This window comes from Albidovulum marisflavi, assembly GCF_025751435.1.
GTDB lineage: Bacteria > Pseudomonadota > Alphaproteobacteria > Rhodobacterales > Rhodobacteraceae > Albidovulum > Albidovulum marisflavi.
In genome coordinates, this window is the sequence record NZ_JAOWKY010000003.1 from 237,702 (window position 1) to 263,569 (window position 25,868).

The following is a 25,868-nucleotide window of genomic DNA, read 5'->3' on the forward strand; positions in this document are numbered from 1 at the left end:
CATATAGGCCGCATCCGCGCCGGAAGGGAAGGTTGCCGACATGCAGGGTTCGAACAAGTTCCTCGACGATCTGTCGAAGTTGATGACCAATGCGATGGGCGTTGCCCAGGGTGCCCGGACCGAGGCCGAAACGGCGATGAAGGGCTGGATGGACCGCTGGCTTGCCGATCGCGACTTCGTCACGCGTGAGGAGTTCGACGCGGTCCGCGCCATGGCGCAGAAGGCGCGCGAGGAGAACGAGGCGCTGAAGGCGCGGATCGAGGCACTGGAAGGTGTCGCGAAACCAGCCCCCAAGGCCAGCTCCAAGAAGGCCTGAGCCCCGCCAATCGGCGTGCCAAGACCGCGCGTCGCGCGATCTTGTGGAAAAGCCTGTGGAAACAATCCCGCCCGGCGGATTTTGTCCGCCGGCTTTGCTCTTTCATGGGGACAACTGCAAATAGCGCTTTACAGAGTCCGCCTTTGGCACCACCATATCTGGTAAGGACGGCAGCGGGCAACCGCCGATCCTTGCGGGGGTACCCAGCTTTTGTGGGTCTTGGCCCATCAAGAGCTAGCAACAAAAGAGGCCGGGCATGGCGCTTTCCGAAGACTTTCTTTCAACGGACGACCTGCATCCGATCGACATCGTCGAGACACTGGCAGAGCATCATGAATGGGACTTTGACCGTGTCGCCGACGACCAGATCGCCATGGCGGTCGAGGGACAGTGGCGCACATATTCCATAACACTTGCCTGGTCGGGCTACGACGAAACACTGCGGCTGATCTGCACGTTCGAGATGGATCCGCCGTCAGAAAAGCTGCCCGCGCTCTACGAGGCGATGAACCACGCGAACGACATGGTCTGGTCTGGCGCCTTCACCTACTGGCGCGAACAGCGCATGATGGTCTGGCGCTACGGTTTGTGCCTGGCCGGTGGCCAGGTGGCGGGGCCCGAGCAGATCGACCGGCTGATCGGTCAGGCGGTGGCGGCCTGCGAGCGCTTTTATCCCGCGTTTCAGCTGACGTGCTGGGGCGACGACAGTCCTGAACGCGCCATGGACGTGGCGATGGCCGAGGCCTACGGACGGGCCTGAGCTTTTCGGGTTTTCCTTCCCGCCCGGTCGGGTAATCTCTGCCCCGACCGACGGGAGGCTGACTATGGATATGGAAACCGTGCGTGACCGGGGGCTGGTGCTTCTGGGTTGCGGCAAGATGGGCTCGGCGATGCTTGCGGGCTGGCTGAAGGGCGGTCTTCCCGCTGCCAGCGTATGGGTGACGGACCCGCATCCGTCCGAGTGGCTGAAGGCGCAGGGCGTTCATCTGAATGCCGATCTGCCGGAGTTGCCAGCCATCGTTCTGATCGCGGTCAAGCCGCAGATGATGGGCGAGGCACTGCCCGCGATCGCCGCCCTGGGTGGCGGTCGGACGCTTTTCCTGTCCATTGCCGCGGGTACGACCATCGCGACCTTCGAGGCGGCTCTTGGCGCGCAAACGCCGATCGTTCGCGCAATGCCCAACACGCCTGCCGCGATTGCACGTGGCATCACCGCCATCGTCGGCAACGCCCATGCGACCGAATCGCACCTGTCGCTGGCCAGGTCGCTTCTGTCCGCCGTGGGCCAGGTTGTTCGGCTTGAGGGCGAACACCAGATGGACGCCGTGACGGCGGTGTCGGGTTCGGGCCCCGCCTATGTCTTTCACCTGATCGAGACCCTGGCCGCGGCGGGAGCCGCCGAGGGGCTGCCGCCTGCGCTTGCCCTGCAACTGGCCAAGGCGACCGTAGCGGGCGCTGGCGCACTGGCGGAGGCGGCCGAAGAGGATCCCGGACAGCTTCGCGTCAACGTGACCTCGCCCGGCGGGACCACGGCTGCGGCGCTGGACGTGTTGATGAACGAGGATCGCGGCTTCCCCGCGCTTCTGAAGGAGGCCGTCCATGCGGCCGCCGAACGCGGACGGGAGCTTGGCAAATGACCATCACCTTCGACGATTTCCTCAAGGTCGACGTCCGCGTGGGCCGCATCACCCGCGCCGAGCCCTTTCCCGAGGCGCGAAAACCCGCCTTCAAGCTCTGGCTCGATTTCGGTCCGGAGATCGGCGAACGCAAGTCGTCGGCGCAGATCACGAAACACTACGCGCCCGACGATCTGATCGGCCGCCAGGTTCTTGCCGTCGTCAACTTCCCGCCGCGCCAGATCGGACCGGTTCGGTCCGAGGTACTGGTTCTGGGCGTTCCCGACGCCGAGGGCGAGGTCGTCCTGATAGGGCCGGGCCACGACGTGCCCCTGGGTGGAAGGCTGTTCTGAATGAAGCTCTTCGTTTCACGCCCCTTGCCCGATGCGGTGCTCAAGCGCGCCCGCGCGCATTTCGACATGACCTACCGGACCGAAACGCGCCCGATGAGCCAGGATGAATGCGTGGCTGCGCTGGAAGGTTACGACATCGTGCTGCCCACGCTTGGAGATATCTACCGGGCTGAAACCTTCGCTGCGGCGAAAGGCGGGCGCTGCAAGCTGTTGGCCAATTTCGGGGTGGGCTATAACCACATCGACGTGGCCGCCGCCAGGTCCGCGGGCATTGCCGTGACCAATACGCCCGGCGCCGTCACCGACGCCACGGCCGACATCGCGATGATGCTGATCCTGATGTCCGCCCGTCGGGCGGCCGAGGGCGAAAGGCTGGTCCGCTCGGGGCAGTGGGAGGGCTGGCATCCAACGCAGATGCTGGGGCTTCACGTCACCGGCAAGACGGTCGCGATCATCGGCATGGGCCGGATCGGCAAGGCCATCGCGCGGCGCTGCCACCATGGATTCGGGATGGAGGTCGTGTTCTTCAACCGATCGCCCGTTGCCGACGCGGGCGTGCCCGCGCGCCAACTGCCCACGCTTGAGGCCGCGATGGCGGCCGCCGATGTGGTCGTGATCGCCGTGCCGGGCGGGGCGGAGACGCGCCACCTGATCGGCAAGGGCGCCATCGCCGCCATGCAACCTCACGCGCATCTGGTCAACATCGCCCGTGGCGACGTTGTGGAGGAAGCCGCATTGATTGCCGCTCTCCAGAGCAACCGGATAGGCGGCGCCGGCCTTGACGTATATGAACGCGAACCGCAGGTGCCAGAGGAGCTGATCCGGCTCGATAACGTCACGCTCCTGCCCCATCTCGGCACCGCCGCGCTTGAGGTCAGGACGGCGATGGGGATGATGGCGCTCGACAACGCCATCGCCTTCGCCGAGGGGCGGGACCTAACGAACCCGGTCTGACGAAGCCGCCCCAGTGAACGCATTCTTCTCCTGATCGCCCTACTCCTCCTCCTCATGCTAATGAGCTGCAGGGAACGCTACCACTGGCGCCAGAACATGACCGTGGCGGTCGAGACGCCGTCGGGCGAGGTCTCCGGGTCATCGGTCAGCGAGGTGAGATGGCAAGAGATGCTCCTCCGCTTCGAGGGCATGGGCTGGCACTACAAGCGGACGGGCTGGAGGTCGCGCCGGGGCGGACGATGCGATCTGGGCCATGTGACGAAATGAACCCACTGACACTGCAAAATGAAAGCCCGAGAGGGTGGGACAATCCACCTGCGACGAACTTTTGGTCTCTTGACTGTCTTCAGAGAATTTGCGGGAGAACCAGATGACCATTTCCACCGGGCTACTCTATTCACTTCTTGCGCTTGACTCATGCAATTGTGGAAACGACCTGGGAGTTTCCGGACTTGGTGAGGCTTCGAATGGTAGTGCTGCTGTCGGCGGCGCATCAATTCCATTCAATTTGGCAGACGCGAATACGGAGGCCGAAGCCACGGCCGCCAGCTTCTACGTCGTCGCCCACCAGACCGACGCCGGCATCGTGATCTCCTACCGCGGGACGGACAACCCGCTCGTGGACTGGCATACCGGCTGGAACATTGGCGCGGGAGAGTCGCGCTGACCGCTCACGTCCCCGTCAAGTCTCCAACCTCTTCCCGCCAGTGGCGGCGGCAGAGCGAAACATAGGTCTCGTTCCCGCCGATCTGCACCTGCGCGCCTTCGCGCAGCGCGCGGCCGTCCGGGCCGCGGCGCACTACCATCGTCGCCTTCCTGCCGCAGTGGCAGATCGTGCGCACCTCGCGCATCTCGTCGGCAAGTGCCAGCAGGGCGGCGGAGCCGGGGAACAGCTGTCCCCGGAAATCCAGGCGCAGTCCGTAGCACATCACTGGCACGCCCAGATCGTCGACCGCGCGGGCCAGTTGCCAGACCTGTTCGGGCGTCAGGAACTGCGCCTCATCCACGAAGACACAGGCGACCGCGCCCCGCGCAAGCCGCGCCCGGATCGTCTGGTCAAGATCGGTCGACGCATCGAAGGTATCGGCCGCTTCGCCGATCCCGATGCGGCTGCCGATGCGGCCCGCTCCTGCGCGGTCATCAAGGCGCGCGGTCAGAAGATAGGTTTCCATACCCCGTTCCCGATAGTTGTGGGAGGCCTGGAGAAGCAGCGTCGACTTCCCGGCGTTCATCGTGGAGTAGTGGAAATAGAGCTTGGCCATGCGCCGTGATAGCCTTGCCATGATCGCGCCCGCAAGCGGCGGCGGAGCAAAAAAAACAGGCCCCGGCGCCGAGGGGTCGTGCGCCGGGAGCCGGGCACTCGTTACAGCCGCTCCTCACCCTGTCAGGCGAGATGGCTCGGGCGGTAGCCGCCCGGACCGGTGCCGAAGCGCCGGTAACTCGTCCCCGTTCCTACAGTGGAACTCTTTCCAAATGACAAATGTGATCGGGTTGATTAAGGGGAAAGCAAGGACCCAGTTCCCCGTTCCGGCGGGAATGACAGAGACAGGGAAGGCTCACATGGAACCGTCGGCAATGGGCAACTATCTGAAAAAGCACACCGAAGCCTTGGTCAAGGATGTCGGCATCGAGGCCGCGGCGGGTCTGAGCGGCAAGTCGAAGGCGACGCTTGGGCGCTACTATTCCGCCGATGCCGAACATTCGGACCGCTACATGCCCATCGACGTGGTGGCCGCGATCGAGGCGGCGGCGTCCTTTCCGCACGTTACCGTCGCGCTGGCCGACCTGCGGGGCGTCACGCTCAGCTACGGGGAAAGCCGCCGCAACACCCGCAACGGCGGGGTCAATTCGGACGTGGTCGCGTTGTCGCAGCGCTTCGCCATGCTGATGGCTGAATACAACCAGTCGATCGAGGATGGCCGCATCTCGATCAACGAGGCCAAGCGCCTGCTGGCCGAAACCGTCGCCATGCAGCGTGTGCTTCTGGACATCAAGCTGCACCTCGAGGAAGAGATCGCCTGAGGGGAGCCCGACAAGGCACTGCGCCGGATCGCGCGAACGCTGCGCCGGCTGGATGGCAAAGCGCCCGGACGAATGGATCATCCGAGCGCTTTTCATTCCATTGCAGCAGTGGCTTAGCCCTGAAGCGTCCTGACCCCGTAGCCCTCGCCCCGGGCCTGCATCGCCTGGACGGCGGCAATGGCGGCGGCGGCGGTGGTGAAGTAGGGGATCTTGTCATAAAGCGCGACCGCGCGGATCTCGCGGCTGTCGGCGATGGCCTGCGCCCCCTCGGTCGTATTCAGGACCAGGGTGATCTCGCCGTTCTTTAGGCGGTCCACGATGTTCGGGCGGCCTTCGTAGACCTTGTTCACGACTTCGGATTCGACGCCGTTTTCGGACAGGAAGGCGGCGGTGCCGCGGGTTGCCACGATCCCGAAGCCAAGATCGATCAGGCTCTGCGCCGCTGCGGCCATCTCTGCGGTCTTGTCCATGTCCTTGATCGACAGGAACACCCGGCCTTCTTCCGGCAGATGCGTTCCCGCGCCCATCTGCGCCTTGAGGAATGCGAGCGAGAATGAACGGTCCCATCCCATGACTTCGCCGGTCGAACGCATTTCCGGCCCGAGGATCGTGTCCACGCCAGGGAAGCGGGCGAAGGGCAGCACGGCCTCCTTGACCGAGTACCAGGGGGTCTTGGGGTTGGCCAGGGTCATCGGATCGGCATAGGGCAGCGGCGTGTCGGGGCCCACGCCCTGCGGATAGGGTTCGCGTTCCGGGAAGCTCGACAGCGGTTCGCCCGCCATCAGCCGGGCGGCGATCGAGGCGATGGCGCTGTCGGTGGCCTTGGCCACGAACGGCACGGTACGCGAAGCGCGCGGGTTCACCTCAAGCACGAAGATTTCGCCGTTCTTGATGGCGAACTGCACGTTCATGAGGCCGACGACACCCAGAGCCAAAGCCATCGAGACGGTCTGGCGCTTCAGTTCCGCGACGGTTTCATCCGTCAGAGAGTGCGGCGGCAGGCAGCAGGCGCTGTCGCCCGAGTGCACGCCCGCTTCCTCGATATGCTCCATGATGCCCGCGACGTGGACGTTGGTTCCGTCCGAGAGCGCGTCGACATCGACCTCAATGGCGCCCGACAGGTAGCTGTCCAGAAGCACCGGGTTCTTGCCCGACACGTCCACCGCGGTTGTGATGTAGCGCTTCAACTGGTCCATGTCGCGCACGATTTCCATCGCCCGGCCGCCCAGCACGTAGGAGGGGCGGATCACCAGTGGGAAGCCCACGCGTTCAGCGATGGCAATGGCCTGCTCGTCCGAGGAGGCGATGCCGTTGACGGGTTGCTTCAGGTTCAGGTCATGCAGGAGTTTCTGGAACCGCTCGCGGTCCTCGGCCAGGTCGATGGCGTCCGGCGTGGTGCCGAGGATCGGGATGCCCTCGTCATGCAGCGCATTGGCAAGCTTCAGCGGTGTCTGGCCGCCGAACTGGACGATGACGCCATGAAGCGTGCCCGCCTCTTGTTCGACGCGCAGGATTTCCAGGACATGTTCCAGGGTCAGCGGCTCGAAATAGAGCCGGTCCGAGGTGTCGTAGTCGGTCGAGACGGTTTCAGGGTTACAGTTGACCATGATCGTCTCGTAGCCCGCGTCCGTCAGCGCGAAGCAGGCGTGGCAGCAGCAGTAGTCGAATTCGATCCCTTGGCCGATGCGGTTCGGGCCACCGCCCAGGATGACGACCTTCTTCGCCTCGGACGGCCGCGCCTCGCATTCGACATCGCCCATCGCGGGGGCTTCATAGGTCGAATACATGTAGGGCGTCTGAGCTTCGAATTCGGCCGCGCAGGTGTCGATCCGCTTGAAGACGGCCTGAACGCCCAGATTGCGCCGAGCGCGGCGCACCTGCGCCTCGTCGCGGCCGGTCAGCTTGGCAAGGCGCGCGTCGGTGAAGCCCATCATCTTCAGCTTGCGCAGCCCCTCGGCAGCCAGCGGAAGGCCACCCTTGCGGATCTGCGCCTCGGTATCCACGATCTCGCGGATGCGGGCCAGGAACCAGGGGTCGAAGGCGGTGACGTCCTGGATCTCCTCGTCGGTGAGCCCGTGACGCATCGCCTGCGCGATCAGACGCAGACGGTCCGGGGTCTGGCCCGAGATCGCCTTGACGATGGCGGTGCGTTCCGGCGCGCCGGGGATCGCGATTTCGTCAAAGCCGGTCAGCCCGGTTTCAAGCGAGGCGAGCGCCTTTTGCAGTGACTCGTGGATGGTCCGGCCGATGGCCATGGCCTCGCCCACCGACTTCATCGCGGTGGTCAGCTCTGGCTTCGATCCGGGGAACTTTTCGAACGCGAAGCGCGGGATCTTTGTGACGACATAGTCGATGGTCGGCTCGAAGCTTGCGGGCGTGACCTTGGTGATGTCGTTGTCGAGTTCATCCAGCGTGTAGCCCACCGCCAGCTTCGCGGCGATCTTCGCGATGGGGAAGCCCGTTGCCTTGGATGCCAGCGCCGAGGACCGCGAGACGCGCGGGTTCATCTCGATCACGACCATGCGGCCGTCCGCGGGGTTGATCGCCCACTGGACGTTCGATCCGCCCGTTTCCACGCCGATTTCACGCAGCACGGCGATCGAGCCGTTGCGCATGATCTGGTATTCCTTGTCGGTCAACGTGAGCGCGGGTGCCACGGTGATCGAATCGCCGGTGTGCACGCCCATCGGATCGACGTTTTCGATCGAGCAGACGATGATGGCGTTGTCCGCGCGGTCGCGCACCACCTCCATCTCGTATTCCTTCCAGCCCAGAAGGCTTTCGTCGATCAGAACCTGCGCCACGGGCGAGGCATCGAGGCCCGAGCGCACGATGGCTTCGTAGTCGTCGCGGTTATAGGCGACGCCGCCGCCCGTGCCGCCCAGTGTGAAGGCCGGGCGGATGATCGCGGGCAGGCCGATATGCTCCAGATCCCCGATGGCCTGCGCCACGCCCGCGTTGATGTCATACTTGCCATTGGGCAGTTTCGGCGCCGCTACGATCGTCGCCTTGGGGTTTTCCAGCCCGATGCGGTCCATCGCCTCGCGGAATAGCTTGCGGTCCTCGGCCATTTCGATGGCTTCGCGATTCGCGCCGATCAGCTCCACGTTGAACTTCTCAAGCACGCCCATGTCAGCAAGCGCGAGCGAGGTGTTGAGACCCGTCTGCCCGCCCATGGTCGGCAGCAGCGCGTCCGGACGTTCCTTTTCGATGATCTTGGCGACGACCTCGGGGGTGATCGGTTCGATATAGGTTGCGTCCGCAAGTCCCGGATCGGTCATGATTGTCGCGGGGTTGGAGTTGACCAGAATCACCCGGTAGCCCTCTTCCCGCAGGGCCTTGCACGCCTGTGCGCCCGAATAGTCGAACTCGCAGGCCTGACCGATGACGATAGGTCCTGCCCCGATGATCATGATCGACTTGATATCGGTTCTTTTCGGCATCGTCCCGGACCCCTCATGCGCAAATTGCCGGGGTTTATAGTCAAGAAGCGCCGGGGCGCAAGAGCGGATGGCGCATTCAGGCGCTTCGTGCGGCCTGTTCCTTGCCGGAGAAGCGCCACACAAGCAGCAGTACCGCGAACCACAAAGCGGCCACCGAGATGTTCATGAACGTCCAATCCAGTCCGAAACTCAGCACCGACTGGATGTAGAGCGTTGATGAGGAAATCGCGCCAAACACCACCAGACTCAGCGCGGCGATGCGCGGCGGGGCCAGAACCGCCAGCTGAGGCAAGAGAAGAAGGCTGATCACGTAGTAGTGGAGCCAGCCGACCGGGCTGAACAGCGCGATCAGGATCGACAGCACGAGCAATCCGCGCGCAAGGCGCAGCCGCGGCTCAAGCGGCCAAAGGCGGCGTGCAAAGAGGGCCAGCGCCGCAAGGAATGCCAAGCGCGCCCCCCATGTGACGAGCGGTAGCGCCGGGAAATCCTCTCTCGACAGGAAGGCTCCGGCATCGGTCAGAGGAAGCGTGACAAGCCCCGCGTGTTCCAGCAGCAAGAGGATGGAAACATGCACCGATGCGTTCGAGGGGACAGCGGGCAGCGTTCCTTCGATCCTGTCGAATGCCTTCAGGAAATCGGCATGCAGCGCGGGGCCCGCCAAAAGGAAGCTCAGTGCGACAAGGGACGCGACGGTCAGGGCGAAGGTGGCGGCAGCCCGCCAGCGCCGTTCGAACAGCAAAAGGAGAAGGAACACACCGGGCAGGATCTTGATCGCCGCCGCCACCCCCAGAAGCAGGCCCGCCGTGCGCTCCCGTCCCGCCTGCAGCCGCTCAAACGCCAAGAGCGTGAGGAACATCACCGTGATCTGCGGCTGGTTGAAATGCAGCGCGGTTTCCGAAAAGACCGACGTTTCCAGCAGCGCGATCGAGATCAGGACCCAGATCAGCGGGCGCATGCCCGCCGGCCGCGCGATACGTGCGGCGACCGCGACGCCCGCGGCCATCAGCGCAGCATGCAGCGCCATCACAGCCTTGGTGAAGGTCACGGGTCCGATGTGGGGCGTCACGAAGGACATGAGCTTTGCCCAGATCGGGGGGTAGATATAGGGAAAGGCGTGGGGCCAGGGATTGCCCATCGCCGCAAGCGTCGGTTCCCAAGCCGACGGGGTTCCGCCGAAGAACGCAGGCGGTGCGGCGTAAACCAGATCGGGACGCCCCTCTGCCAGGAAGTGGCCAGCCATATAAAGCGGGGCCAGATCCGAGGACGGGTTGTTCCAGTGCTGAATCAGCGCCAGCGCGAACCAGAGCGCGAGGAGCAGATAGCACAGGCGCAAATCGTTGGCCCGGCGTCCTTCGGTCTGATGTGGCTGCGTCGGGATCATGGGGTCATATCGTTGGGCGTGGGATTGGTGCGGGCTTGTGCGCGATTCGATAGAGGTCGGCCAGGACGGCGAGCCACAGCGCCGTAAAACCGGTGGCGGTCCACTCCCATGTCAGCCCCAGGTCGAGAACGAGCCAGGAGAAAACGCTTTGGGACGTGAGCGTTATCGCGAACGCATAGAACAAGATCCAGCCCCGCCCGTGGTGCACGCCGACAAGCGCCGGCAACAGCAGAAGCGGAAGCAGGTAGTAATGAAGCCAGCCGATGGGACTGGACAGCGTAAGTAAAACCGACAGGGCAAGCAGCAGGAACGCGATCCGGCGCTGGTCCGGAAGGGTCGTCATGCGCCGCACGAAGAGCGCGAAACCCGCCACCAGAAACAGGCGCATGAACCAGGAGATCGCGTGAAAGACAGGCGTGCCCGCCACTGCGGACAACACCTTCGGGTCCGCCACACCCAGATATGAAAGCACCGCCGCCAGTGCCAGTTGCGCGCTGGCATTCGCCGGAACGGTGCGAAGCGTGCCGGAAGCCTTTTCCAGAGTGGCTGCGAAGTCGCGATGAATCTCGGGGCCGGTGATCAGCAGGCTCGCGCCGGCGAACACAAGGCACGTCACGGCGAAAGCTCCCGCTGCGCGCCATCGTTTTTCCACGAGCATGATCACAAGGAACGCCCCGGGAAGAAGCTTCATAGCCGCCGCCACGGCCAGAATGGCCCCGGCGGTCCGGTCGGCACCCGCAACCAGTCGCTCGAAGGACAGCAGCACAAGGAACGTGACGATGATCTGCGGTTGGTTGAAGAACAGCGCGGTTTGCGAGAACACGGAGATCTGCGCCAGAAGGCAAGCGGCAAAGCACCATGTGAACAGCGAAAGGTTCGTCGGCCGGCAGATCCTTCGGGCAAGAAAGACGGATGCCGCGATCAGCGAGACGTTCAGGACAAGGAATCCGTGGTGAAACGCTGGGGGTGACGCAAGGGGCACAACCCACGATGCCAGCCACGCCCAGATCGGCGGGTAAAGATACGCAAACGCCAGATTGTGCGGAATTCCCAGGCTTTCCACCGCGGGCTGCCAAGCCGGTGGTGTCCCATGCGAGTAATTGGCAATGGCGGCGTAGACAAGCTCGGGCTTCCCCTCGGCCAGAAAGTGGCCGGCCATGTAAAGCCCCCAAAGATCCGACGCCGGAGAATTCCAGTGAGTCACGATCGCGAACACGCCCCAGGCGCAAACCAGGGCGACAGCCGGGGTGCGATTGGTCCGCACGGGGTCTAGAAGACGGCGGATGAATTCTGGCCACATGTCCTTCCGCGCAATCTTTTGCCGGGGGGCGACCCTGTTCCGGGCGCACCGCACTGTGGCCCGGTTGATGCCGAAAGCCAAGGCCCACACTGCGCCCGGCCCTTGACTTCGTGCGCGTCGCAATGTGTATCGGCGCGGACCACGGGAATTCGCCTCTTGAAAGGGGACGCTCATGCACGCCTATCGCAGCCACACCTGCGCCGATCTCAACAAATCCCATGCCGGGCAGACGGTCCGGCTCGCGGGATGGGTTCACCGGGTGCGCGACCACGGCGGGGTTCTGTTCATCGACCTGCGCGACCACTACGGCATGACGCAGGTGCTTGCCGACGGCGACAGCCCGGCCTTCGCAGCGATCGAGAAGATGAAGGCTGAAACCGTGATCCGCATCGACGGACGCGTCAAGGCGCGCGACGAAAGCCTGGTGAACCCCAAGATCCCCACCGGCGAGATCGAGGTCTATGTGACCGAGGTCGAGGTCCTGGGCGCGGCCGAAGAACTGCCGCTGCCGGTCTTCGGCGATCTCGACTACCCGGAAGAAACCCGTCTGACCTATCGTTTCCTGGACCTGCGCCGCGACAGTCTGCATCGCAACATGATGCTGCGTTCGCACGTTGTGCGGTCTTTGCGCAACCGCATGTGGGACATCGGTTTCAACGAATTCCAGACGCCGATCATCACGGCATCCTCGCCCGAGGGCGCGCGCGACTTTCTGGTGCCCTCGCGGCTTCATCCGGGCAAGTTCTACGCGCTGCCGCAGGCGCCGCAGCAGTTCAAGCAGATGATCATGGTCGCGGGCTTCGACCGCTACTTCCAGATCGCCCCCTGCTTCCGCGACGAGGACCCGCGCGCAGACCGTTCACCCACCGACTTCTACCAGCTTGACGTCGAGATGAGCTTCGTCACGCAGGAAGACGTCTTTGCCGCCGTCCAGCCCGTCATCCAGGGCGTGTTCGAGGAATTCGGCGGCGGTCGCCGCGTCGATCCCGACTGGCCGCTGATTTCGTACGCCGATTCCGCGCTGTGGTACGGCACCGACAAGCCCGACCTGCGCAACCCGATCAAGATGCAGGTCGTCAGCGAACATTTCCGCGGCTCGGGTTTCGCGATCTTCGCCAAGCTGCTGGAAAACGAAGGGACCGAGATCCGCGCGATCCCCGCCCCCACGGGCGGCAGCCGCAAGTTCTGCGACCGCATGAACGCCTTCGCGCAGAAGGAAGGTCTTCCGGGCATGGGCTACATCTTCTGGCGCAAGGCCGAAGACGGTTCGGGGATGGAAGCGGCTGGCCCGCTCGCCAAGAACATCGGCCCCGAGCGGACCGAGGCGATCCGCGTGCAGCTTGGCCTGGGCGAGGGCGACGCCGCGTTCTTCCTTGGCGGCAAGCCCGAGGCATTCGAGGGCGTCGCCGGGCGTGCGCGCACCGAGATCGGACGTGAACTGGGGCTTACGGACGAAAACAGCTTCAAGTTCGCCTGGATCGTCGACTTCCCGATGTATGAGAAAGATCCGGAAACAGGCCGCATCGACTTCAGCCACAACCCCTTCTCGATGCCTCAGGGGGGCATGGAAGCGCTGGAAGGCGATCCGCTCAAGGTTCTGGGCTACCAGTACGACCTGGCCTGCAACGGCTACGAACTGGTGTCGGGCGCGATCCGCAACCACAAGCCCGAAATCATGTTCAAGGCCTTCGAACTGGCGGGCTATGGGCATGAAGAGGTCGAAAAGCGCTTTGGCGGCATGGTCAAGGCGTTCAAGTACGGCGCACCCCCGCACGGTGGCTGTGCCGCGGGCATCGACCGGATCGTGATGCTTCTGGCGGATACCGCGAACATACGCGAGGTCATCATGTTCCCGATGAACCAGCGGGCCGAGGACCTTCTGATGGGCGCGCCGAGCGAACCCAGCAACGAACAGCTGCGCGAACTCAGGCTGCGGGTTCTTCCGAAGGAGTGATCCCGGGCTCGGTCCCGATCCGCCAGCGGCGGCCGTAGCGGCGCACGGTTTCGGTCAGGAACGCTTCGAACACGCGAAGCTTGCGCGGTTTGCGCGCAAGTCGAGGTGTGACCAAAGAGATTTCGGGCCCGGGATAGAGCCAGTCGTCAAGTACCTGAACCAGGGCGCCGCGTCTCATTTCCTCTGCCAGAAGATATGTGATCATCTGCAAGAGCCCGCCGCCGGCAACGGCGGCGGCCACAGCTGCCTCGCTCGAATCGAAGGCAAGCGCGCTTGGCACGGGAACGTGAATGTCTTCGCCGCCGCGGCGAAACCGCCAGTCAAGGCGCTGGCCTGACTGGCCTGACAGGATTCCGATGCAGTCATGCGCGGAAAGGTCGCCCGGTGTCGCGGGGCGACCGCGACGGTCAAGGTAGCCGGGGGCGGCCGTGACCATCAGGGGCACGCGTCCCAGCGACCGGCGCAGGACGTCGCGCTCGGGCAGTTCGCCAATGAAGATCGCGGCATCCAGGCGCCGGGTCTGAAAGTCGGGCAGTCCGCTGTCGCTGACGACCTCGACCGAAAGGGCGGGGTAGCGCTGGGTAAAGGCGACAAGCGCCGGGCCCGCCAGCATCCGTGACAATCCCGAGGGTATCTGCACGCGGAGCTGCCCGCGCACCTGACGCTCCGCCCCGCCGACCTCATCCTCAAGCTCCGCAACGTCGGCAAGGATCAGGCGCGCGCGGGCGGCGTAGCGGGTGCCTTCCTCGGTCGGGCGCAGGCTGCGGGTCGTTCTGACAAGAAGCGACACGCCCAGATGCGCCTCAAGCTCTTTCACGATCTGGCTCGCGGCACCGGGGGCAAGGCCCGCATCAAGGCTGGCGGCTGTGAAGCTGCCCAGATCCAGCACCCGCAGAAAGGTGCGCATGGCGCGCAGGTGGTCCAAGGAAGGTCGCCTCTATTGTCTGAAATTATCGGATAGACAATCCGATTGTCTGCAATTTCTCGAAGAATGCAACGGCGCTATTTCGCACTCATCCCGGCCGCGACGCCGGAACACTATCGCGAAAAGGAGGGCGACATGAATGCCAACGCCGATATTCGGGCCGCCGATCAGGTGGCGACCCACGATCTTTACTACGCCGTTCACAAGGGAATTCGACTGGCCAACGCGCGGATGCTGATCGCGTTGGGGCAGGCGGACGCCGAAAACGAAGGTCAGCTGATGCGGGCCCTGGGCGCGCTTTCGGCGCATCTGGACCTGGGCCTAAGCCATCTGACGCACGAGAACCAGTCCATTCACACCGCGCTTGAGGCGCGGATGCCGGGTGGCGCTGCTCATGCGGAGGACGACCATGACGACCATCTTGCCGCCTTTGCCGAGCTTCGCCGCATGTCCGAGGCCGTGGCCGTGGCGCCCGTGGCGGAACGGGCGGCCCTGTTGCGCCGTCTCTACCAGAGGTTCGCGTTGTTCGTGGCGGACGACCTGCGCCACATGCACGAGGAGGAAACCGAACTCATGCCCCGCATCGCGCGCAGCTTCACCAATGATGAGGTGATGGCGATCGAGGGGGCGATCGTGACTCGCATCCCGCCGGCCGAAATGGCGCGCTTCCTGAGACTGATCCTTGGTGCGGCATCCCGGTCAGAGCGGGTCGCGATGGTCGGCGCAATGCAGTCGCAGATGCCGGAAGCGGCATTTTCGGACCTGTTTTCCGCGATCGTCGGCCCCGATTGGCGCGCCGGTGACTGGGAGGCGATGGAGCTTGCTCTGTGCTGACCCGCCCGTCGCCGGACATCTGCGCGGGCTGCGCGCGGCGACAGTCCGGCCTCTGTCCGCAGTTTCCACCGGCTGAGGACGACCAGGGCGGCCAAGGGGGGGATCCGAACCAAGGGACCGCGCCGTGCAGGGTGCGGTCCCCTTGTCGCGATCAGAAAGCCGAGGCGGTGGTCGCCAGAACGGAAAACACCAGGGTCGCGGCGCTGATGGCGAAAAAGGCCCAGCCGACGATCGGCTTTTCGACGATATCAAGCAAGCGTCGCTTCATCCGCATCCTCCCGACCTGTCAGTTCGCTTGTGCCTGATCGGACTTTCCCTCAGAAATGCGGCAGGAATCTGATCTGATTGTTTCCGGAAAGGGGCGGCGATGACACAGGCGCGCGATATCGGTGAGCGGATCGAAGGCTGGCGCCCACCTGTCTGGCCCGGCCCCATGGCGATTGAGGGGCGCTACGCCCGGCTTGAGCGGCTGAGTGTCGATCACGCGCAAGAACTGGATGCTGCGGCGCGCGCGGACGACCGGGTCTGGGACTACATGCCCTATGGCCCCTTCGCGACGGAGGCGGCCTATGCGGACTGGGTCGCGGTCATGGCGGCCAAGGCGGATCCATGGTTCTACGCGGTGCGCAACCTTGACACCGGGCGGGCCGAGGGCGTTGCAAGCTGGCTGCGCATCACCCCCGAAGCAGGCTCGATAGAAGTCGGCCACATCCTGTTTTCTCCCGCGCTGCAGCGGACGCGGGCGGCCACGGAGGCCATGTTCCTCATGATGGGATGGGTCTTCGGCGCGGGATATCGGCGATACGAGTGGAAGTGCAACGCACAGAACCTGGCGTCGCGCCGTGCGGCCGAAAGGTTCGGCTTCACCTATGAGGGCGTGTTTCGTCAGGCGGCCGTCATCAAGGGACGCAACCGAGACACCGCCTGGTTCGCCGCGATCGACAGGGAATGGCCCGCGTTGCGCGCCGCTTACGAAGCTTGGCTTGACCCAGCCAACTTCGACGCCGCGCAGCGCCAGAAGCGCTCGCTCGCAGAGCTGACGGCGCCCATCCTCGTGACCCGGGATCTAATGGCGCGCGCGCTCTAGTCACCAGCGCAAAGCCTTGCCGAAACAAGTCCGCGCACCACGTCGACACGGGCTGCGGTTTCGGCCGGCGACAGGCCGCGCAAGGCTTCGGCCGCGTGCTGAAGGTCGCGGTCGCGGGCGCTGCGGCCCAATCCGGCCAGAAACTGCGCAACGTAGTCAAGTCGGCTGCCTGTCACCCCCGACGCCAGGTAGACGTCTGCCTGGGCCAGGTCTTCGCGCAAGGCCATGGAGTCTGGCCGGATGACCACATCGCGCATGGTGTTGCGGTCAGTGCGGGCGTGACGGGGCAACGCCTTGATCACTGCCGACTGAAATGCCGCCAGGCTTTCAATCGGCTTGCAAAGAAACCCCTGGGCGCCCGCGCCGCACGCGGCGGACGCCAGCATGGGGTCGCCGCTTGTCGCCAGAACCACCGGCACGCGGGGGACCAACGACCCCAGGCGCCGGATCAGGTCAAGTCCCGACCCGTCGGGCAGGCCCAGATCGACGATGATGACCGAGGGACGGTACGACGACAAATGCCGCTCGGCCGACCTGAGGCAATCGGCCCGGCGGACACGGGCGCCGGAGCGCAGGCACATGAGCCTGAGCGCGTCTGAGGCGAATCTGCTGTCCTCGAGCACCAGCACGGTCAGTCCGCGCAGCGGGGCCGAGGCATCGGGGCGGTGCAGCGGCTGGAAGGCGTCAAGATCGTCGGCCATCATGTTCCTCCTCTGGTCCGGGTGCGAGTCGCGACCCGAGTGTCGGACGCGATTGGTAAACGCCGCGTGTATGGCCCAGGCCCTGCGGCGCCCTGCCGCTTGCACGCGACCGCCGCGCGCCCCATAAGGACTGCAAAGCGCGAAAGGAGCCTGCCCATGATCGGACGTCTCAACCACGTCGCCATCGCTGTTCCGGACCTCGAGGCCGCGGCGGCGCAGTATCGCGAAACACTCGGGGCCGCGGTCGGGGCGCCGCAGGATGAACCTGACCACGGGGTCACCGTCGTCTTCATCGAACTGCCGAACACCAAGATCGAGCTGCTGTATCCGCTGGGCGAAAACTCTCCGATCAAGGGCTTCCTGGAAAAGAACCCGGCCGGGGGCATCCACCATATCTGCTACGAGGTCGATGACATTCTTGCCGCGCGCGACAAGCTGAAGGAACAGGGCTCGCGCGTGCTGGGCACCGGGGAGCCCAAGATCGGCGCGCACGGCAAGCCGGTGTTGTTCCTGCATCCCAAGGATTTCAACGGCTGCCTCGTGGAACTGGAGCAGGTCTGATGAACCTTACCGGCGGCATCGTCCTTTTCGCGGTCATATGGTTCATCGTCTTCTATGTCGTTCTTCAGATTCGCCCCGGCAGCCAGGCTGAGTCCGGCGACGTGACGCCGGGCACGCCCGCCAGTGCACCAAGTGATGCAAAGATCCTGAAGAAGGCCAAGATCACGACGCTCATCACCATCGTCCTGTGGGCGGCGATCGCGGGCGTGATCCTGTCGGGCTGGGTGACGATCCATGATCTTGACTGGTTCGGCCGGCTGGACCCGCCCGCGAACTAGGGGCCAGAAGCGCTATCCGCGCCTTTGGTTCAGACGGTGGAAGATGTGGGTGAAGGTCGCCGCGCCAAGCACCGGTATGAACAGGTTGATGATCGGCAGGGTCAATGGTGCTGCCATGAGCATCCCGGCGGCGAGGATCGTCAGGCGATTATCCCGCCGCAGCTGTCGCGCGGCGGGGCGGCCGATCCGCCGCATCGCCGCCAGCTGGAAGTATTCCCGTCCGATCAGGTAGCCGTTGAGCGCCCACAGAACCAGGGGCCCAAGCGGCCCCACAGTGAACCACAGCATCAGCGCCAGCACGTTCACCGCGATCAGGACGCCGGTAAAGTTCACCGCCTCGATGATCGCATCCCACATCGGGATCCTGGGTGCGGGGGCAAGCTTGGGATAGTGCCGCGCCTCGACCGCATCCGCCACCGTGTCCAGAAAGATGCCTGAAAACGCGGCGGCGACCGGAACCATCAGGAAGATGGACAGGATCAGCATGATCAGAAGCGAACCCCACCCAAGAAGCGTGTGAAGCCCGTCGACCTCTCCGATCAGCGGAAGCGTGAGGGTGTCGGGCGTGAATGTGTTCCAGAACAGAAGCAGGCCCGCATAGAAGGCGGCCAGAAGCGCGACCGACAGCGCCACGCCCAGAAGCAGAACGCGCATGAAGCGGCGGTCGCCAAGCTGACCGACAGCGGCGAGGAAAGCGCTGAAGATCACGCCGAGACCCAGGTTGTCAGTGCCGCGACATCGGGCCGAGGCCGGTCTGGCGGCGTGTTGGTTTCGGTGCCGATGTGGATCATTCCCGCCACCCACTCGCCCTCGGACAGGTCCAGCGCCTCCTTGCAGAAGGCTTTGTCGTGGACGTGCCAGCCCGTCAGCCAGGTCGCCCCCCAGCCCGATGCCAGCGCCGCGTTCAGAAGTCCCAGGCATACGGCGCCAGCCGACAGCGTCTGCTCGATCTCGGGGACTTTCACCGTCTCGCGCGGCACCTTGACCACCGCCACGGCAAGATGCGCGTCGGCGAACTGGGCCGTGCCCTTTTCGATCCGGTCGGGCTCCATTCCCATCTCGGCCCCGCGGCGACGGGCCACTTCGGCCAGACGCAACAGCGCGCCGCGTTCCAGCACGATGAAGCGCCAGGGTTCCAGCTTGCCGTGGTCGGGCACGCGGGCCGCGGCGGTGAGGATCGGCACCAGGTCCTCGCGCGATGGCACCGGCGTGGTCAGGATCTTGGCGGGCCGTGAACGGCGGGTCAGGAAGAACTCCATCGCGGCGGGATTGGGGGCGGGCATCGGCGTCTCTCCTTGTTCGTGGGTCTTCATGTCGGACGGGCGGGCCGCAGGGTCAAGGCCTGTCGGCATCGCGCCCGGTGACGAAGAAATCTATCGCGCAGTGTGGCGCTGCCACGCGGCGACGGACAGGGCAAGGTCGCCAAGTGCGTGGCCGCGAAAAAGGAACGCGGTTCTATCCGCCGGTGTTCGCCGCCCTTCGACCCGGTCCAGCACGAGCCCGGCAAGATCGCCCGAGATCATTTCCCGTGGCGCCAGGGGGGCAGCCATCGCCGCCTCCTGTTCCAGATCGTCGATGAAAAGCCGATCGAAAGCGCCAAGGCCTGACGGCTCCCACGCGCGGCCCAGATCGGCCATGGCCACGAAGGTTCCGGGGGCCAGGCGCCAGGCGTCCAGGCGCGGCGCGAAGTCGCCCGAATGCGGAACCGAACTCACGATGATGTCGGCGCCCTCCACCGCTTCGTCTGCGCTGGCGGCCAGGATCGGCTGCAGGCCAAGATCCTGGGCAAGATCGCAGAACGCCCCGGTGTTGGCGGCGCCCCTGCCGAAGGCGCGGACTTCGGACAGGCCGTAGAGCCAGGCGAATGCCTTGAGGTGGCTCCTCCCCTGGACGCCGGTGCCGATGAAGGCCGCCCGTGCCGCATCGGGCCGCGCCAGGCGTTTCGCGGCGCAGGCGCTTAGCGCGGCGGTGCGGATCGCGGTGATCCAGTTGCCGTCGAGCGTCGCCAGCGGCTGCCCCGTACGGCTGTCCAGAAGCGTGACGATCGCGTTGATCGGCGGCAGGCCGATGGCCGCGTTTTCCTGGTTCAGAACCAGCGACTTGACCGCCACGACCGGCGGGTCGTCGGACGCCGCGAGCGTGGCCATTATATAGCGCCCGTCCTGCGGCTGGATCGTCGCCTTGGGGGCCGCCTGAACCGTCCCGTCCGCAGCGCCCCGGATGCACTGTTCGATGCTCGCCACGGCCGCTGCGGGCGTGATCCCCAGCGCCTCAAGGCGATCGCCGTCCAGATGCGGAATGCGGGTGGTCATGGCCCCGTCCATCCGGCTAAGGCAGGAAGTAGCCGGCCAGGGCGCCGATATGGGCCGAGACATGCGCCTGCCATTCCGCCCCCGGCTGGCGCTTCTTCAGCGTTTCGGCCAGCGGATCTGCGGCGCGAACGGCACTGCCCGACAACTCTTCAACCGCGGCATGGCCGCAGAAGGGAACGTGCAGTTCGGAATAACCGCCCTCGTGCACGAGGATCAGCCGTCCCCCGCAGAGATCCCGCGCCGCCGCCATGACCTGCCGCGTCATCTGGCGGAAGGTTTCGGCCGTGGCCAGCATACGGCCCAGGGGATCCATGGCCGAGGCGTCGTAGCCACACGCCACGATGATCGCCTCGGGCCGGAAGCGGGCCAGCGCCGGCAGCACGATCCGTTCCATCGCCTCAAGATAGCTTGCATGACCAGTGCCGGGGGGCAGCGGAATGTTGATGTTGAATCCATGGCCCTTGCCCTCTCCGCGCACCTCGGCCCCGCCGGTATCCAGCGGGTAGTTCCGGTCCTGGTGCAGCGAAATCGTCAGGACATCCGGGTCCGACAGGAAGATGGCCTCGGTGCCGTTGCCGTGGTGGACGTCCCAGTCGATGACGGCGACGCGCCGAGCAAGTCCCGCCGCCTGAGCGGCGCGAATGGCTATGGCGATGTTGTTGAGCAGGCAAAAACCGTTCGGCCAGTCGGCCAGGCAGTGATGCCCCGGCGGGCGCGACAGGGAATAGGCGTTGTCCGCCTGACCCCGCAGCACGGCGAAAAGAGCCGCCTTGGCCAGTCCCGCGGACAGCGCCGCGATTTCGTATCCGCCCGGTCCGAAGGGCGCGCGCAATCCCAGCTCGCCCCCGCCAGCGTCGGATGCCGATTTGAAGGCGTCCAGGTAACTGGCGGGGTGGACGCGCAGCAAATCCTCGCGCGTGGCCTCCGGAGCGGACTGCAGGGCCAGTTCGCGGGCAAGACCGGACACCTCGATCAGGTTGCGCAGGCGGCGCTTGGTTTCGGGTGTCTCGGGCAGTCCGCCGCCGGGTTCGACGAGCCCGCCGACGGGCACGGTCAGCACATAGTTCCCGCCGCCATGCCAGAAGCAGCGCTCGTCGGTGAAAAAGGCGGTGGTCATCGCAGGCTCCGCTTGGGGTGGGCGCAGTTTGGCCGAAGCGACCGCCCTGACGCAAGCCCGTGCGGCCGCCCGGACGATTGGCATTTTCCCGGCGTCGTGTCAGGTAGGAAGGATGGATGATCTGAAGCGCATGGCCCGTCCGGGCGCGGAAATCGCGGTCCGCGTGACCCCGCGCGCGTCGCGCAACGCCGTCGTGGTCGAAGAAGGCGCGATCCGCGTCTACGTTACCGTCGTGCCCGAAAGCGGCAAGGCGAACGAGGCGGTTCGCAAGCTGCTGGCAGCGGAACTTGGCATGGCGAAATCCCGGCTGGTTCTGGTTCGCGGACAGACGGCCCGGGACAAGGTGTTCCGCATCCAGGACTAGCGGGAACCCGTCCTTTGGTCGCATGTCCGACCATCACCGCAAGGCTTGACCGCATCGGCTGATGTGCCAGCATGATGCCACCGCGAGGGGGAGCCAGCGCACCGTGACACGCCTACCTGAATCCATCGATGCCGTGGAACGCATGCTTTCGGGCCAGAACTATGTCTGCGGCCGCGCGTTGGCGACCGTCGTGTTCCTGTCGCTGAAACTGGGGCGGCCGCTGTTCCTGGAGGGCGAGGCAGGCGTCGGCAAGACCGAGATCGCCAAGGCCATCGCCCTGGCCTTGGGTCGGCGGCTGATCCGGCTCCAGTGCTATGAGGGGCTCGATGCCGCCTCGGCGGTCTGCGACTGGAATTTCGCCGCCCAGATGATCGCGATCCGCACGGCCGAGGCGGGCGGCGGGGCGGACCGCGATGCGTTGCGGTCCGAGCTTTTCACCGAGGACTACCTGATCGAACGCCCGCTTCTGGCGGCGATGCGCCCCCAGCCCGGCGGCGCGCCGGTCCTGCTGATCGACGAGCTTGACCGCACCGACGAACCCTTCGAGGCCTTCCTGCTTGAGGCGCTGTCGGATTTCCAGGTCACGATCCCGGAACTCGGCACGATCAAGGCGCCGGAACCGCCGATCGTCATACTGACCTCGAACCGCACGCGCGAGGTGCATGACGCGCTCAAACGCCGCTGCCTTTACCACTGGGTCGACTATCCCGGTTTCGATCAGGAAATCGAGATCGTCCATGCCCGTGCGCCCGAAGCGACGGAACGGCTGAGCCGCGAGGTCGTGGCCTTCGTTCAGAAGCTCCGGACCGAGGATCTTTTCAAGAAGCCCGGCGTCGCCGAGACGATCGACTGGGCCAAGTGCCTGCTTGCGCTTGACGTGATCGCGCTGTCGCCCGAGGTCATCGCCGATACGCTGGGCGCGATCCTGAAATACCAGGATGACATCCAGAAAATCGCGGGCTCCCCCGCCAAGAAGATCCTCGACCAGGTGCGGGCCGACCTGGCGGCTGTCTGAGGGCCGGGAATGACCGCGGGCCGGTTCCTCGACATTCCGGAAAACGGGCGGCTTGCCGACAACATCACCCATTTCGCCCGCGCGCTGCGCAAGGCCGGGCTGAGGGTCGGGCCGGGGCGCGTGGTCGATGCGATCCGCGCGGTCGAGGCTGCCGGCTTCACCGATCGGCGCGACTTCTACTGGGTCCTGCACGCGGCCTTCGTGTCTCGCCCCGAGGAGCGGGCGGTCTTCGCGCAGGTCTTCCGGCTTTACTGGCGGGATCCGCAATACCTGGAACACATGATGAGCCTGCTTCTTCCCGCGTTGAGCGGGGTTCAGGACCAACGCGTCGCGACCGCTGCGGAAAAGCGCGCCGCCGAGGCGTTGCTGGACGGGGTCGAGCGTCCGCCACCGCCCCAGACCGGGCGCGAGGACGACGTTCAGATCGACGTTGACGCCACCGGCACGCAGTCCGAGCAGGAGCGCCTGCGCAGGCTGGATTTCGAGCAGATGTCGGTCGCCGAGATCGCCGAGGCCAAGCGGATGATCGCGCGGCTGTCGCTGCCCGTGCGCCCCATCGTTTCGCGCCGCAGTCTGGCCGACCCCCGCGGGCAGTTGGCCGACTGGCGCGCGACGATGCGCGCCGCGCTGCGCCGGGGAGGCGAGGTTTCCGACCTTGCGATGCGCCGCCGCCGGACACGCTGGCCGAACCTTGTCGTGCTGTGCGACATCTCGGGGTCGATGTCGCAGTACAGCCGCATGATCCTGCATTTCCTGCATGCCGTCGCCAATCACAAGGGGGCGGGCTGGGCAAAGGTTCACGCCTTCACCTTCGGCACAAGGCTTACCAACATCACCCGGCACCTCGCGCAGCGCGATGTCGATGCAGCCCTTGCCGCAGCTGGGGCCGAGGCGCAGGACTGGAAGGGCGGCACGCGCATCGGTTCCTGCCTGCACGAGTTCAACCGCGACTGGTCGCGGCGCGTGATGGGCCAGGGGGCCGTCGTGCTGCTGGTCTCCGACGGTCTGGATCGGGATCCGGCTGCCGACCTTGCGCGGGAAATGGAGCGTCTGCATCTTTCGGCGCGCCGCATGGTGTGGGTGAACCCGCTCTTGCGGTGGGACGGCTTCGTGCCCAGGGCGCGTGGAATCCGCGCGATGCTGCCCCACGTCGATGCGTTTCGCTCCGGTCATTCCATCGCCACGCTCGAGGCGCTTGGCCGCGCCATCTCGGAAACCGGCGACCGGGGTGAAAAGGACCGGCTGATGCGACTGATGGACCGCGATGCCTAGCTTGCGCCTCCGACCTTTTGCTACTGGCGATCGGCGGCACCCGCGCTCATATTGGTCACCGGAGGAGCGACATGGCCCTGATCACCCACGATGACATCCCCGAAATCGCGCTGGCATGGCACCGCGACGGGCGCGGCGCCGCGCTGGCGACCGTGATGGAAACCTGGGGGTCCGCGCCTCGTCCGACCGGCAGCCAGCTTGCGGTGTCAGCCAAGGGCGAAATGATGGGATCCGTGTCAGGCGGCTGCGTCGAGGGCGCGGTGGTCGAAGAGGCGATAGCGGCGCTTGGCGACGGGCGGCCGCGGGTCCTGACCTTCGGCGTCAGCGACGAAGAGGCGTTCGCCGTGGGGCTTGCTTGCGGGGGCAGGATCAGCGTCCTGATCGAACCGGTGGGAACGGCCCTGTCGGAAGCGATGCTGGCCGAACTGGTGGCGGCACGGGCCGCGCGCCGGCCCATCGCTTACGTGGTCGATCTTGAAAGCTGGGATCGGCGCCTTGAGGCGCCTGCCGACGCGTCCGACGATTGGCTTGCCGACCGCTTCCGCGCCGACAAGTCGGGGGTGGATGAGGGGCGCTTCATCGCGGTCCACAATCCGCCCTTGCGCCTTGCGGTGGTGGGCGCGGTTCACATCGCGCAGGCGCTGGTCCCGATTGCGCGGGCCTGCGGCTACGACTGCCTGGTCATAGACCCGCGCGAGGCCTTCGGCTCGTCGACCCGTTTCCCGGGCGAGGACATCAGCCACGACTGGCCGGACGAGGCGCTGGCGGCCTTCGGGCTTGACGCGCGCACGGCGGTCGTCACGCTGACCCATGACGCCAAGCTTGACGACCCTGCGATCCGCGCGGCGCTGGCGACCAAGGTGTTCTACCTTGGCTGCCTGGGTTCGACCCGAACCCACGCCAAGCGCGTCGCCCGCCTGACCGAGGCCGGGTTCGGACCCGAGGACATGGCCCGCATCCACGCACCCGTGGGGCTGGATATCGGGGCGAAGTCGCCCGCCGAGATCGCAGTGTCCATCATGGGGCAGATCACGGAAGTGTTGAGGAAGGGCTGATGCGGTTCGGTCCGGTCGCGATCGCCGAGGCGGAAGGGGCGGTTCTTGCCCATTCGATTCAGTTGGACGGGCGCAAGCTTGCCAAGGGGACGGTGCTTGGCGCGGATCATGTGGCCCGGCTTCTTCTGGCAGGGATCGAAAGGGTGACGGTCGCGCGCCTTGATCCCGGTGATGTGGGCGAGGATCGCGCGGCAGAGGCGCTCTCACTGGCGCTGGTGCCCGATCCGAAGTCGGCGGGGCTGTCGCTGTCGCGTCCCCATGCGGGCCGGGTGAATCTGAACGCCACGCGTCCCGGAATCGTCGAGATGGAGACAGCCGCGATCCAGTCGCTTAACCGAACGGATCCGGCGATCACGCTCGCGACGCTGGCGCCCCTGACCCGCGTGACGCCCGGAATGCTGGTCGGAACCGTCAAGATCATCAGCTACGCGGTGCCCGGTCCGGCGCTGGAGGCCGCCTGCGCGGCGGCACGGGCGGCGATACGGGTCCGACCGGTCACGATCGGATCGGTCGGGCTGATCCTGACCGAGGTTGCGGGCCATGACGGCAAGCTTGCCCGCAAGGCCGAAGCGGCGGTGGCCGCGCGGCTGGACGTGCTCGGCATCGACTTGGTGGAAGTGCGCGCCGTCGCCCATGAGGAAGAGGCCATCGCCGCTGCGCTGAGCGACATCGCCGGTGGCATGACGCTGATCCTGACAGAGGCCGCGACGTCCGACCTGTACGACACCGCGCCGCAGGCCCTGCGCCGTGCGGGAGGAGAGGTGTCGCGGTTCGGCATGCCGGTCGATCCGGGCAATCTGCTGTTTCATGGCCGGCTTGGCGAACGCCCGGTGATCGGCCTTCCGGGATGCGCCCGCTCGCCCGCGCTGAACGGCGCGGACTGGGTGCTGGAGCGCCTTGCCTGCGGCCTTGACCTGACGCCCGACGACATCGCCGCGATGGGGGTGGGCGGACTTCTGAAGGAGATCCCCCTTCGTCCGCAGCCCCGGGAAGCCCGCCGATAGCGCA

General features: G+C 65.7%; 28 protein-coding genes. 18 read left to right on the top strand and 10 right to left on the bottom strand.

Features of this window, described 5'->3' with window-relative positions; genetic code table 11:
- Positions 1-40 precede the first annotated feature (40 nt).
- The 7 genes from OEW28_RS13030 (at position 41) to OEW28_RS13060 (ending at position 3,906) form a co-directional block, all read left to right on the top strand.
- Positions 41-316 carry an accessory factor UbiK family protein gene (locus tag OEW28_RS13030; RefSeq protein ID WP_263735204.1) on the top strand — a complete coding sequence of 92 codons (276 nt, stop codon included), beginning with the start codon at positions 41-43 and terminating at the stop codon, positions 314-316.
- A 256-nt stretch (positions 317-572) separates the two neighbouring features.
- Positions 573-1,076, top strand: a complete 504-nt coding sequence (locus OEW28_RS13035; RefSeq protein ID WP_263735205.1) for a type III secretion system chaperone family protein — start codon at positions 573-575, stop codon at positions 1,074-1,076.
- Between the two features lie 64 nt (positions 1,077-1,140).
- Positions 1,141-1,953 (top strand): pyrroline-5-carboxylate reductase, encoded by an 813-nt coding sequence (gene proC / locus OEW28_RS13040; protein ID WP_263735206.1) that lies wholly within the window; start codon positions 1,141-1,143, stop codon positions 1,951-1,953.
- On the top strand, positions 1,950-2,285 hold the full coding sequence (locus OEW28_RS13045) for a tRNA-binding protein (protein ID WP_263735207.1): 336 nt from the start codon (positions 1,950-1,952) through the stop codon (positions 2,283-2,285). The genes proC and OEW28_RS13045 overlap by 4 nt, the downstream gene beginning before the upstream one ends.
- Positions 2,286-3,239, top strand: coding sequence for a 2-hydroxyacid dehydrogenase (locus tag OEW28_RS13050; protein ID WP_263735208.1), 954 nt, complete (start codon positions 2,286-2,288; stop codon positions 3,237-3,239).
- A 60-nt stretch (positions 3,240-3,299) separates the two neighbouring features.
- Positions 3,300-3,506, top strand: coding sequence for a hypothetical protein (locus tag OEW28_RS13055; protein ID WP_263735209.1), 207 nt, complete (start codon positions 3,300-3,302; stop codon positions 3,504-3,506).
- A 103-nt stretch (positions 3,507-3,609) separates the two neighbouring features.
- Positions 3,610-3,906 (top strand): hypothetical protein, encoded by a 297-nt coding sequence (locus OEW28_RS13060; RefSeq protein WP_263735210.1) that lies wholly within the window; start codon positions 3,610-3,612, stop codon positions 3,904-3,906.
- A gap of 4 nt (positions 3,907-3,910) precedes the next feature.
- Here OEW28_RS13060 and OEW28_RS13065 read toward each other — a convergent pair whose 3' ends face one another.
- Positions 3,911-4,501 (bottom strand): thymidine kinase, encoded by a 591-nt coding sequence (locus OEW28_RS13065; RefSeq protein ID WP_263735211.1) that lies wholly within the window; start codon positions 4,499-4,501, stop codon positions 3,911-3,913.
- A 298-nt stretch (positions 4,502-4,799) separates the two neighbouring features.
- On the opposite strand from OEW28_RS13065, the gene OEW28_RS13070 reads away from it, so the two are divergent.
- Complete coding sequence (locus tag OEW28_RS13070) at positions 4,800-5,261, top strand: hypothetical protein (RefSeq protein WP_263735212.1); 462 nt, start codon at positions 4,800-4,802, stop codon at positions 5,259-5,261.
- A 113-nt stretch (positions 5,262-5,374) separates the two neighbouring features.
- On the opposite strand, the gene carB is transcribed toward OEW28_RS13070, so the two are convergent.
- The 3 genes from carB to OEW28_RS13085 all read right to left on the bottom strand — a co-directional run bounded on the left by carB (position 5,375) and on the right by OEW28_RS13085 (position 11,385).
- Positions 5,375-8,704, bottom strand: coding sequence for a carbamoyl-phosphate synthase large subunit (gene carB / locus OEW28_RS13075; protein ID WP_263735213.1), 3,330 nt, complete (start codon positions 8,702-8,704; stop codon positions 5,375-5,377).
- A 76-nt stretch (positions 8,705-8,780) separates the two neighbouring features.
- Positions 8,781-10,085, bottom strand: a complete 1,305-nt coding sequence (locus tag OEW28_RS13080) for a glycosyltransferase family 87 protein (RefSeq protein ID WP_263735214.1) — start codon at positions 10,083-10,085, stop codon at positions 8,781-8,783.
- Positions 10,086-10,089: 4 nt separating this feature from the next.
- Positions 10,090-11,385 carry a glycosyltransferase family 87 protein gene (locus OEW28_RS13085; RefSeq protein WP_263735215.1) on the bottom strand — a complete coding sequence of 432 codons (1,296 nt, stop codon included), beginning with the start codon at positions 11,383-11,385 and terminating at the stop codon, positions 10,090-10,092.
- Positions 11,386-11,557: 172 nt separating this feature from the next.
- On the opposite strand from OEW28_RS13085, the gene aspS reads away from it, so the two are divergent.
- A complete protein-coding gene (gene aspS, locus OEW28_RS13090) occupies positions 11,558-13,339 on the top strand; it encodes an aspartate--tRNA ligase (RefSeq protein ID WP_263735216.1) in 1,782 nt (593 codons plus the stop codon).
- On the opposite strand, the gene OEW28_RS13095 is transcribed toward aspS, so the two are convergent.
- Positions 13,311-14,246, bottom strand: a complete 936-nt coding sequence (locus OEW28_RS13095; protein WP_263735217.1) for a LysR family transcriptional regulator — start codon at positions 14,244-14,246, stop codon at positions 13,311-13,313. The two genes, aspS and OEW28_RS13095, sit on opposite strands and share 29 nt — an antisense overlap.
- 84 nt (positions 14,247-14,330) lie before the next feature.
- Here OEW28_RS13095 and OEW28_RS13100 point away from each other — a divergent pair, with 84 nt between their 5' ends.
- The gene (locus OEW28_RS13100; RefSeq protein ID WP_263735218.1) at positions 14,331-15,098 is read left to right on the top strand and encodes a hemerythrin domain-containing protein; all 768 of its coding nucleotides are present in this window, start codon (positions 14,331-14,333) and stop codon (positions 15,096-15,098) included.
- A 367-nt stretch (positions 15,099-15,465) separates the two neighbouring features.
- Positions 15,466-16,185, top strand: coding sequence for a GNAT family N-acetyltransferase (locus OEW28_RS13105; RefSeq protein ID WP_263735219.1), 720 nt, complete (start codon positions 15,466-15,468; stop codon positions 16,183-16,185).
- Here OEW28_RS13105 and OEW28_RS13110 read toward each other — a convergent pair.
- Entirely contained in the window at positions 16,182-16,886 is a 705-nt protein-coding gene (locus OEW28_RS13110; protein ID WP_263735220.1) for a response regulator, read from the bottom strand. The two genes, OEW28_RS13105 and OEW28_RS13110, sit on opposite strands and share 4 nt — an antisense overlap.
- A 156-nt stretch (positions 16,887-17,042) precedes the next feature.
- On the opposite strand from OEW28_RS13110, the gene mce reads away from it, so the two are divergent.
- Together mce and OEW28_RS13120 are read left to right on the top strand one after the other, a co-directional pair.
- Positions 17,043-17,447, top strand: a complete 405-nt coding sequence (gene mce / locus OEW28_RS13115) for a methylmalonyl-CoA epimerase (RefSeq protein WP_263735221.1) — start codon at positions 17,043-17,045, stop codon at positions 17,445-17,447.
- A complete protein-coding gene (locus tag OEW28_RS13120) occupies positions 17,447-17,725 on the top strand; it encodes a DUF1467 family protein (protein WP_263735222.1) in 279 nt (92 codons plus the stop codon). The genes mce and OEW28_RS13120 overlap by 1 nt, the downstream gene beginning before the upstream one ends.
- 12 nt (positions 17,726-17,737) lie before the next feature.
- On the opposite strand, the gene OEW28_RS13125 is transcribed toward OEW28_RS13120, so the two are convergent.
- The 4 genes from OEW28_RS13125 to OEW28_RS13140 all read right to left on the bottom strand — a co-directional run bounded on the left by OEW28_RS13125 (position 17,738) and on the right by OEW28_RS13140 (position 21,154).
- Entirely contained in the window at positions 17,738-18,433 is a 696-nt protein-coding gene (locus OEW28_RS13125; RefSeq protein WP_412174799.1) for an EI24 domain-containing protein, read from the bottom strand.
- The gene (locus OEW28_RS13130; protein WP_263735374.1) at positions 18,430-19,008 is read right to left on the bottom strand and encodes a nitroreductase family protein; all 579 of its coding nucleotides are present in this window, start codon (positions 19,006-19,008) and stop codon (positions 18,430-18,432) included. The genes OEW28_RS13125 and OEW28_RS13130 overlap by 4 nt, the downstream gene beginning before the upstream one ends.
- A gap of 90 nt (positions 19,009-19,098) precedes the next feature.
- Positions 19,099-20,037, bottom strand: a complete 939-nt coding sequence (locus tag OEW28_RS13135) for an ornithine cyclodeaminase family protein (RefSeq protein WP_263735223.1) — start codon at positions 20,035-20,037, stop codon at positions 19,099-19,101.
- 16 nt (positions 20,038-20,053) lie between these two features.
- Entirely contained in the window at positions 20,054-21,154 is a 1,101-nt protein-coding gene (locus tag OEW28_RS13140) for a class II histone deacetylase (RefSeq protein ID WP_263735224.1), read from the bottom strand.
- A 112-nt stretch (positions 21,155-21,266) separates the two neighbouring features.
- On the opposite strand from OEW28_RS13140, the gene OEW28_RS13145 reads away from it, so the two are divergent.
- The 5 genes from OEW28_RS13145 (at position 21,267) to OEW28_RS13165 (ending at position 25,864) form a co-directional block, all read left to right on the top strand.
- Positions 21,267-21,518 (top strand): DUF167 domain-containing protein, encoded by a 252-nt coding sequence (locus OEW28_RS13145; protein WP_263735225.1) that lies wholly within the window; start codon positions 21,267-21,269, stop codon positions 21,516-21,518.
- Between the two features lie 142 nt (positions 21,519-21,660).
- Positions 21,661-22,533, top strand: a complete 873-nt coding sequence (locus OEW28_RS13150) for an AAA family ATPase (RefSeq protein ID WP_263735375.1) — start codon at positions 21,661-21,663, stop codon at positions 22,531-22,533.
- A gap of 9 nt (positions 22,534-22,542) precedes the next feature.
- On the top strand, positions 22,543-23,805 hold the full coding sequence (locus tag OEW28_RS13155; protein WP_263735226.1) for a vWA domain-containing protein: 1,263 nt from the start codon (positions 22,543-22,545) through the stop codon (positions 23,803-23,805).
- Positions 23,806-23,882: 77 nt separating this feature from the next.
- Entirely contained in the window at positions 23,883-24,860 is a 978-nt protein-coding gene (locus OEW28_RS13160) for an XdhC family protein (protein ID WP_263735376.1), read from the top strand.
- Positions 24,860-25,864, top strand: coding sequence for a molybdopterin-binding protein (locus tag OEW28_RS13165; protein ID WP_263735227.1), 1,005 nt, complete (start codon positions 24,860-24,862; stop codon positions 25,862-25,864). Before OEW28_RS13160 ends, OEW28_RS13165 begins: the two co-directional genes overlap by 1 nt.
- Positions 25,865-25,868: the final 4 nt, after the last annotated feature.

What these genes read in the sequence shown, in the direction of transcription:
- OEW28_RS13070 (WP_263735212.1), top strand. Translation starts at nt 4,800, where the DNA reads ATGGAACCGTCGGCAATGGGCAACTATCTGAAAAAGCACACCGAAGCC.
- OEW28_RS13030 (WP_263735204.1), top strand. Translation starts at nt 41, where the DNA reads ATGCAGGGTTCGAACAAGTTCCTCGACGATCTGTCGAAGTTGATGACC.
- OEW28_RS13045 (WP_263735207.1), top strand. Translation starts at nt 1,950, where the DNA reads ATGACCATCACCTTCGACGATTTCCTCAAGGTCGACGTCCGCGTGGGC.
- OEW28_RS13140 (WP_263735224.1), bottom strand. Translation starts at nt 21,154, where the DNA reads ATGACCACCGCCTTTTTCACCGACGAGCGCTGCTTCTGGCATGGCGGC.
- OEW28_RS13095 (WP_263735217.1), bottom strand. Translation starts at nt 14,246, where the DNA reads ATGCGCACCTTTCTGCGGGTGCTGGATCTGGGCAGCTTCACAGCCGCC.
- OEW28_RS13120 (WP_263735222.1), top strand. Translation starts at nt 17,447, where the DNA reads ATGAACCTTACCGGCGGCATCGTCCTTTTCGCGGTCATATGGTTCATC.
- OEW28_RS13035 (WP_263735205.1), top strand. Translation starts at nt 573, where the DNA reads ATGGCGCTTTCCGAAGACTTTCTTTCAACGGACGACCTGCATCCGATC.
- OEW28_RS13165 (WP_263735227.1), top strand. Translation starts at nt 24,860, where the DNA reads ATGCGGTTCGGTCCGGTCGCGATCGCCGAGGCGGAAGGGGCGGTTCTT.
- OEW28_RS13060 (WP_263735210.1), top strand. Translation starts at nt 3,610, where the DNA reads ATGACCATTTCCACCGGGCTACTCTATTCACTTCTTGCGCTTGACTCA.
- OEW28_RS13150 (WP_263735375.1), top strand. Translation starts at nt 21,661, where the DNA reads ATGCTTTCGGGCCAGAACTATGTCTGCGGCCGCGCGTTGGCGACCGTC.
- OEW28_RS13055 (WP_263735209.1), top strand. Translation starts at nt 3,300, where the DNA reads ATGAGCTGCAGGGAACGCTACCACTGGCGCCAGAACATGACCGTGGCG.
- proC (WP_263735206.1), top strand. Translation starts at nt 1,141, where the DNA reads ATGGATATGGAAACCGTGCGTGACCGGGGGCTGGTGCTTCTGGGTTGC.
- OEW28_RS13085 (WP_263735215.1), bottom strand. Translation starts at nt 11,385, where the DNA reads ATGTGGCCAGAATTCATCCGCCGTCTTCTAGACCCCGTGCGGACCAAT.
- OEW28_RS13145 (WP_263735225.1), top strand. Translation starts at nt 21,267, where the DNA reads ATGGATGATCTGAAGCGCATGGCCCGTCCGGGCGCGGAAATCGCGGTC.
- aspS (WP_263735216.1), top strand. Translation starts at nt 11,558, where the DNA reads ATGCACGCCTATCGCAGCCACACCTGCGCCGATCTCAACAAATCCCAT.
- OEW28_RS13100 (WP_263735218.1), top strand. Translation starts at nt 14,331, where the DNA reads ATGCAACGGCGCTATTTCGCACTCATCCCGGCCGCGACGCCGGAACAC.
- OEW28_RS13155 (WP_263735226.1), top strand. Translation starts at nt 22,543, where the DNA reads ATGACCGCGGGCCGGTTCCTCGACATTCCGGAAAACGGGCGGCTTGCC.
- OEW28_RS13065 (WP_263735211.1), bottom strand. Translation starts at nt 4,501, where the DNA reads ATGGCCAAGCTCTATTTCCACTACTCCACGATGAACGCCGGGAAGTCG.
- mce (WP_263735221.1), top strand. Translation starts at nt 17,043, where the DNA reads ATGATCGGACGTCTCAACCACGTCGCCATCGCTGTTCCGGACCTCGAG.
- carB (WP_263735213.1), bottom strand. Translation starts at nt 8,704, where the DNA reads ATGCCGAAAAGAACCGATATCAAGTCGATCATGATCATCGGGGCAGGA.
- OEW28_RS13105 (WP_263735219.1), top strand. Translation starts at nt 15,466, where the DNA reads ATGACACAGGCGCGCGATATCGGTGAGCGGATCGAAGGCTGGCGCCCA.
- OEW28_RS13135 (WP_263735223.1), bottom strand. Translation starts at nt 20,037, where the DNA reads ATGACCACCCGCATTCCGCATCTGGACGGCGATCGCCTTGAGGCGCTG.
- OEW28_RS13110 (WP_263735220.1), bottom strand. Translation starts at nt 16,886, where the DNA reads ATGGCCGACGATCTTGACGCCTTCCAGCCGCTGCACCGCCCCGATGCC.
- OEW28_RS13130 (WP_263735374.1), bottom strand. Translation starts at nt 19,008, where the DNA reads ATGCCCGCCCCCAATCCCGCCGCGATGGAGTTCTTCCTGACCCGCCGT.
- OEW28_RS13080 (WP_263735214.1), bottom strand. Translation starts at nt 10,085, where the DNA reads ATGATCCCGACGCAGCCACATCAGACCGAAGGACGCCGGGCCAACGAT.
- OEW28_RS13050 (WP_263735208.1), top strand. Translation starts at nt 2,286, where the DNA reads ATGAAGCTCTTCGTTTCACGCCCCTTGCCCGATGCGGTGCTCAAGCGC.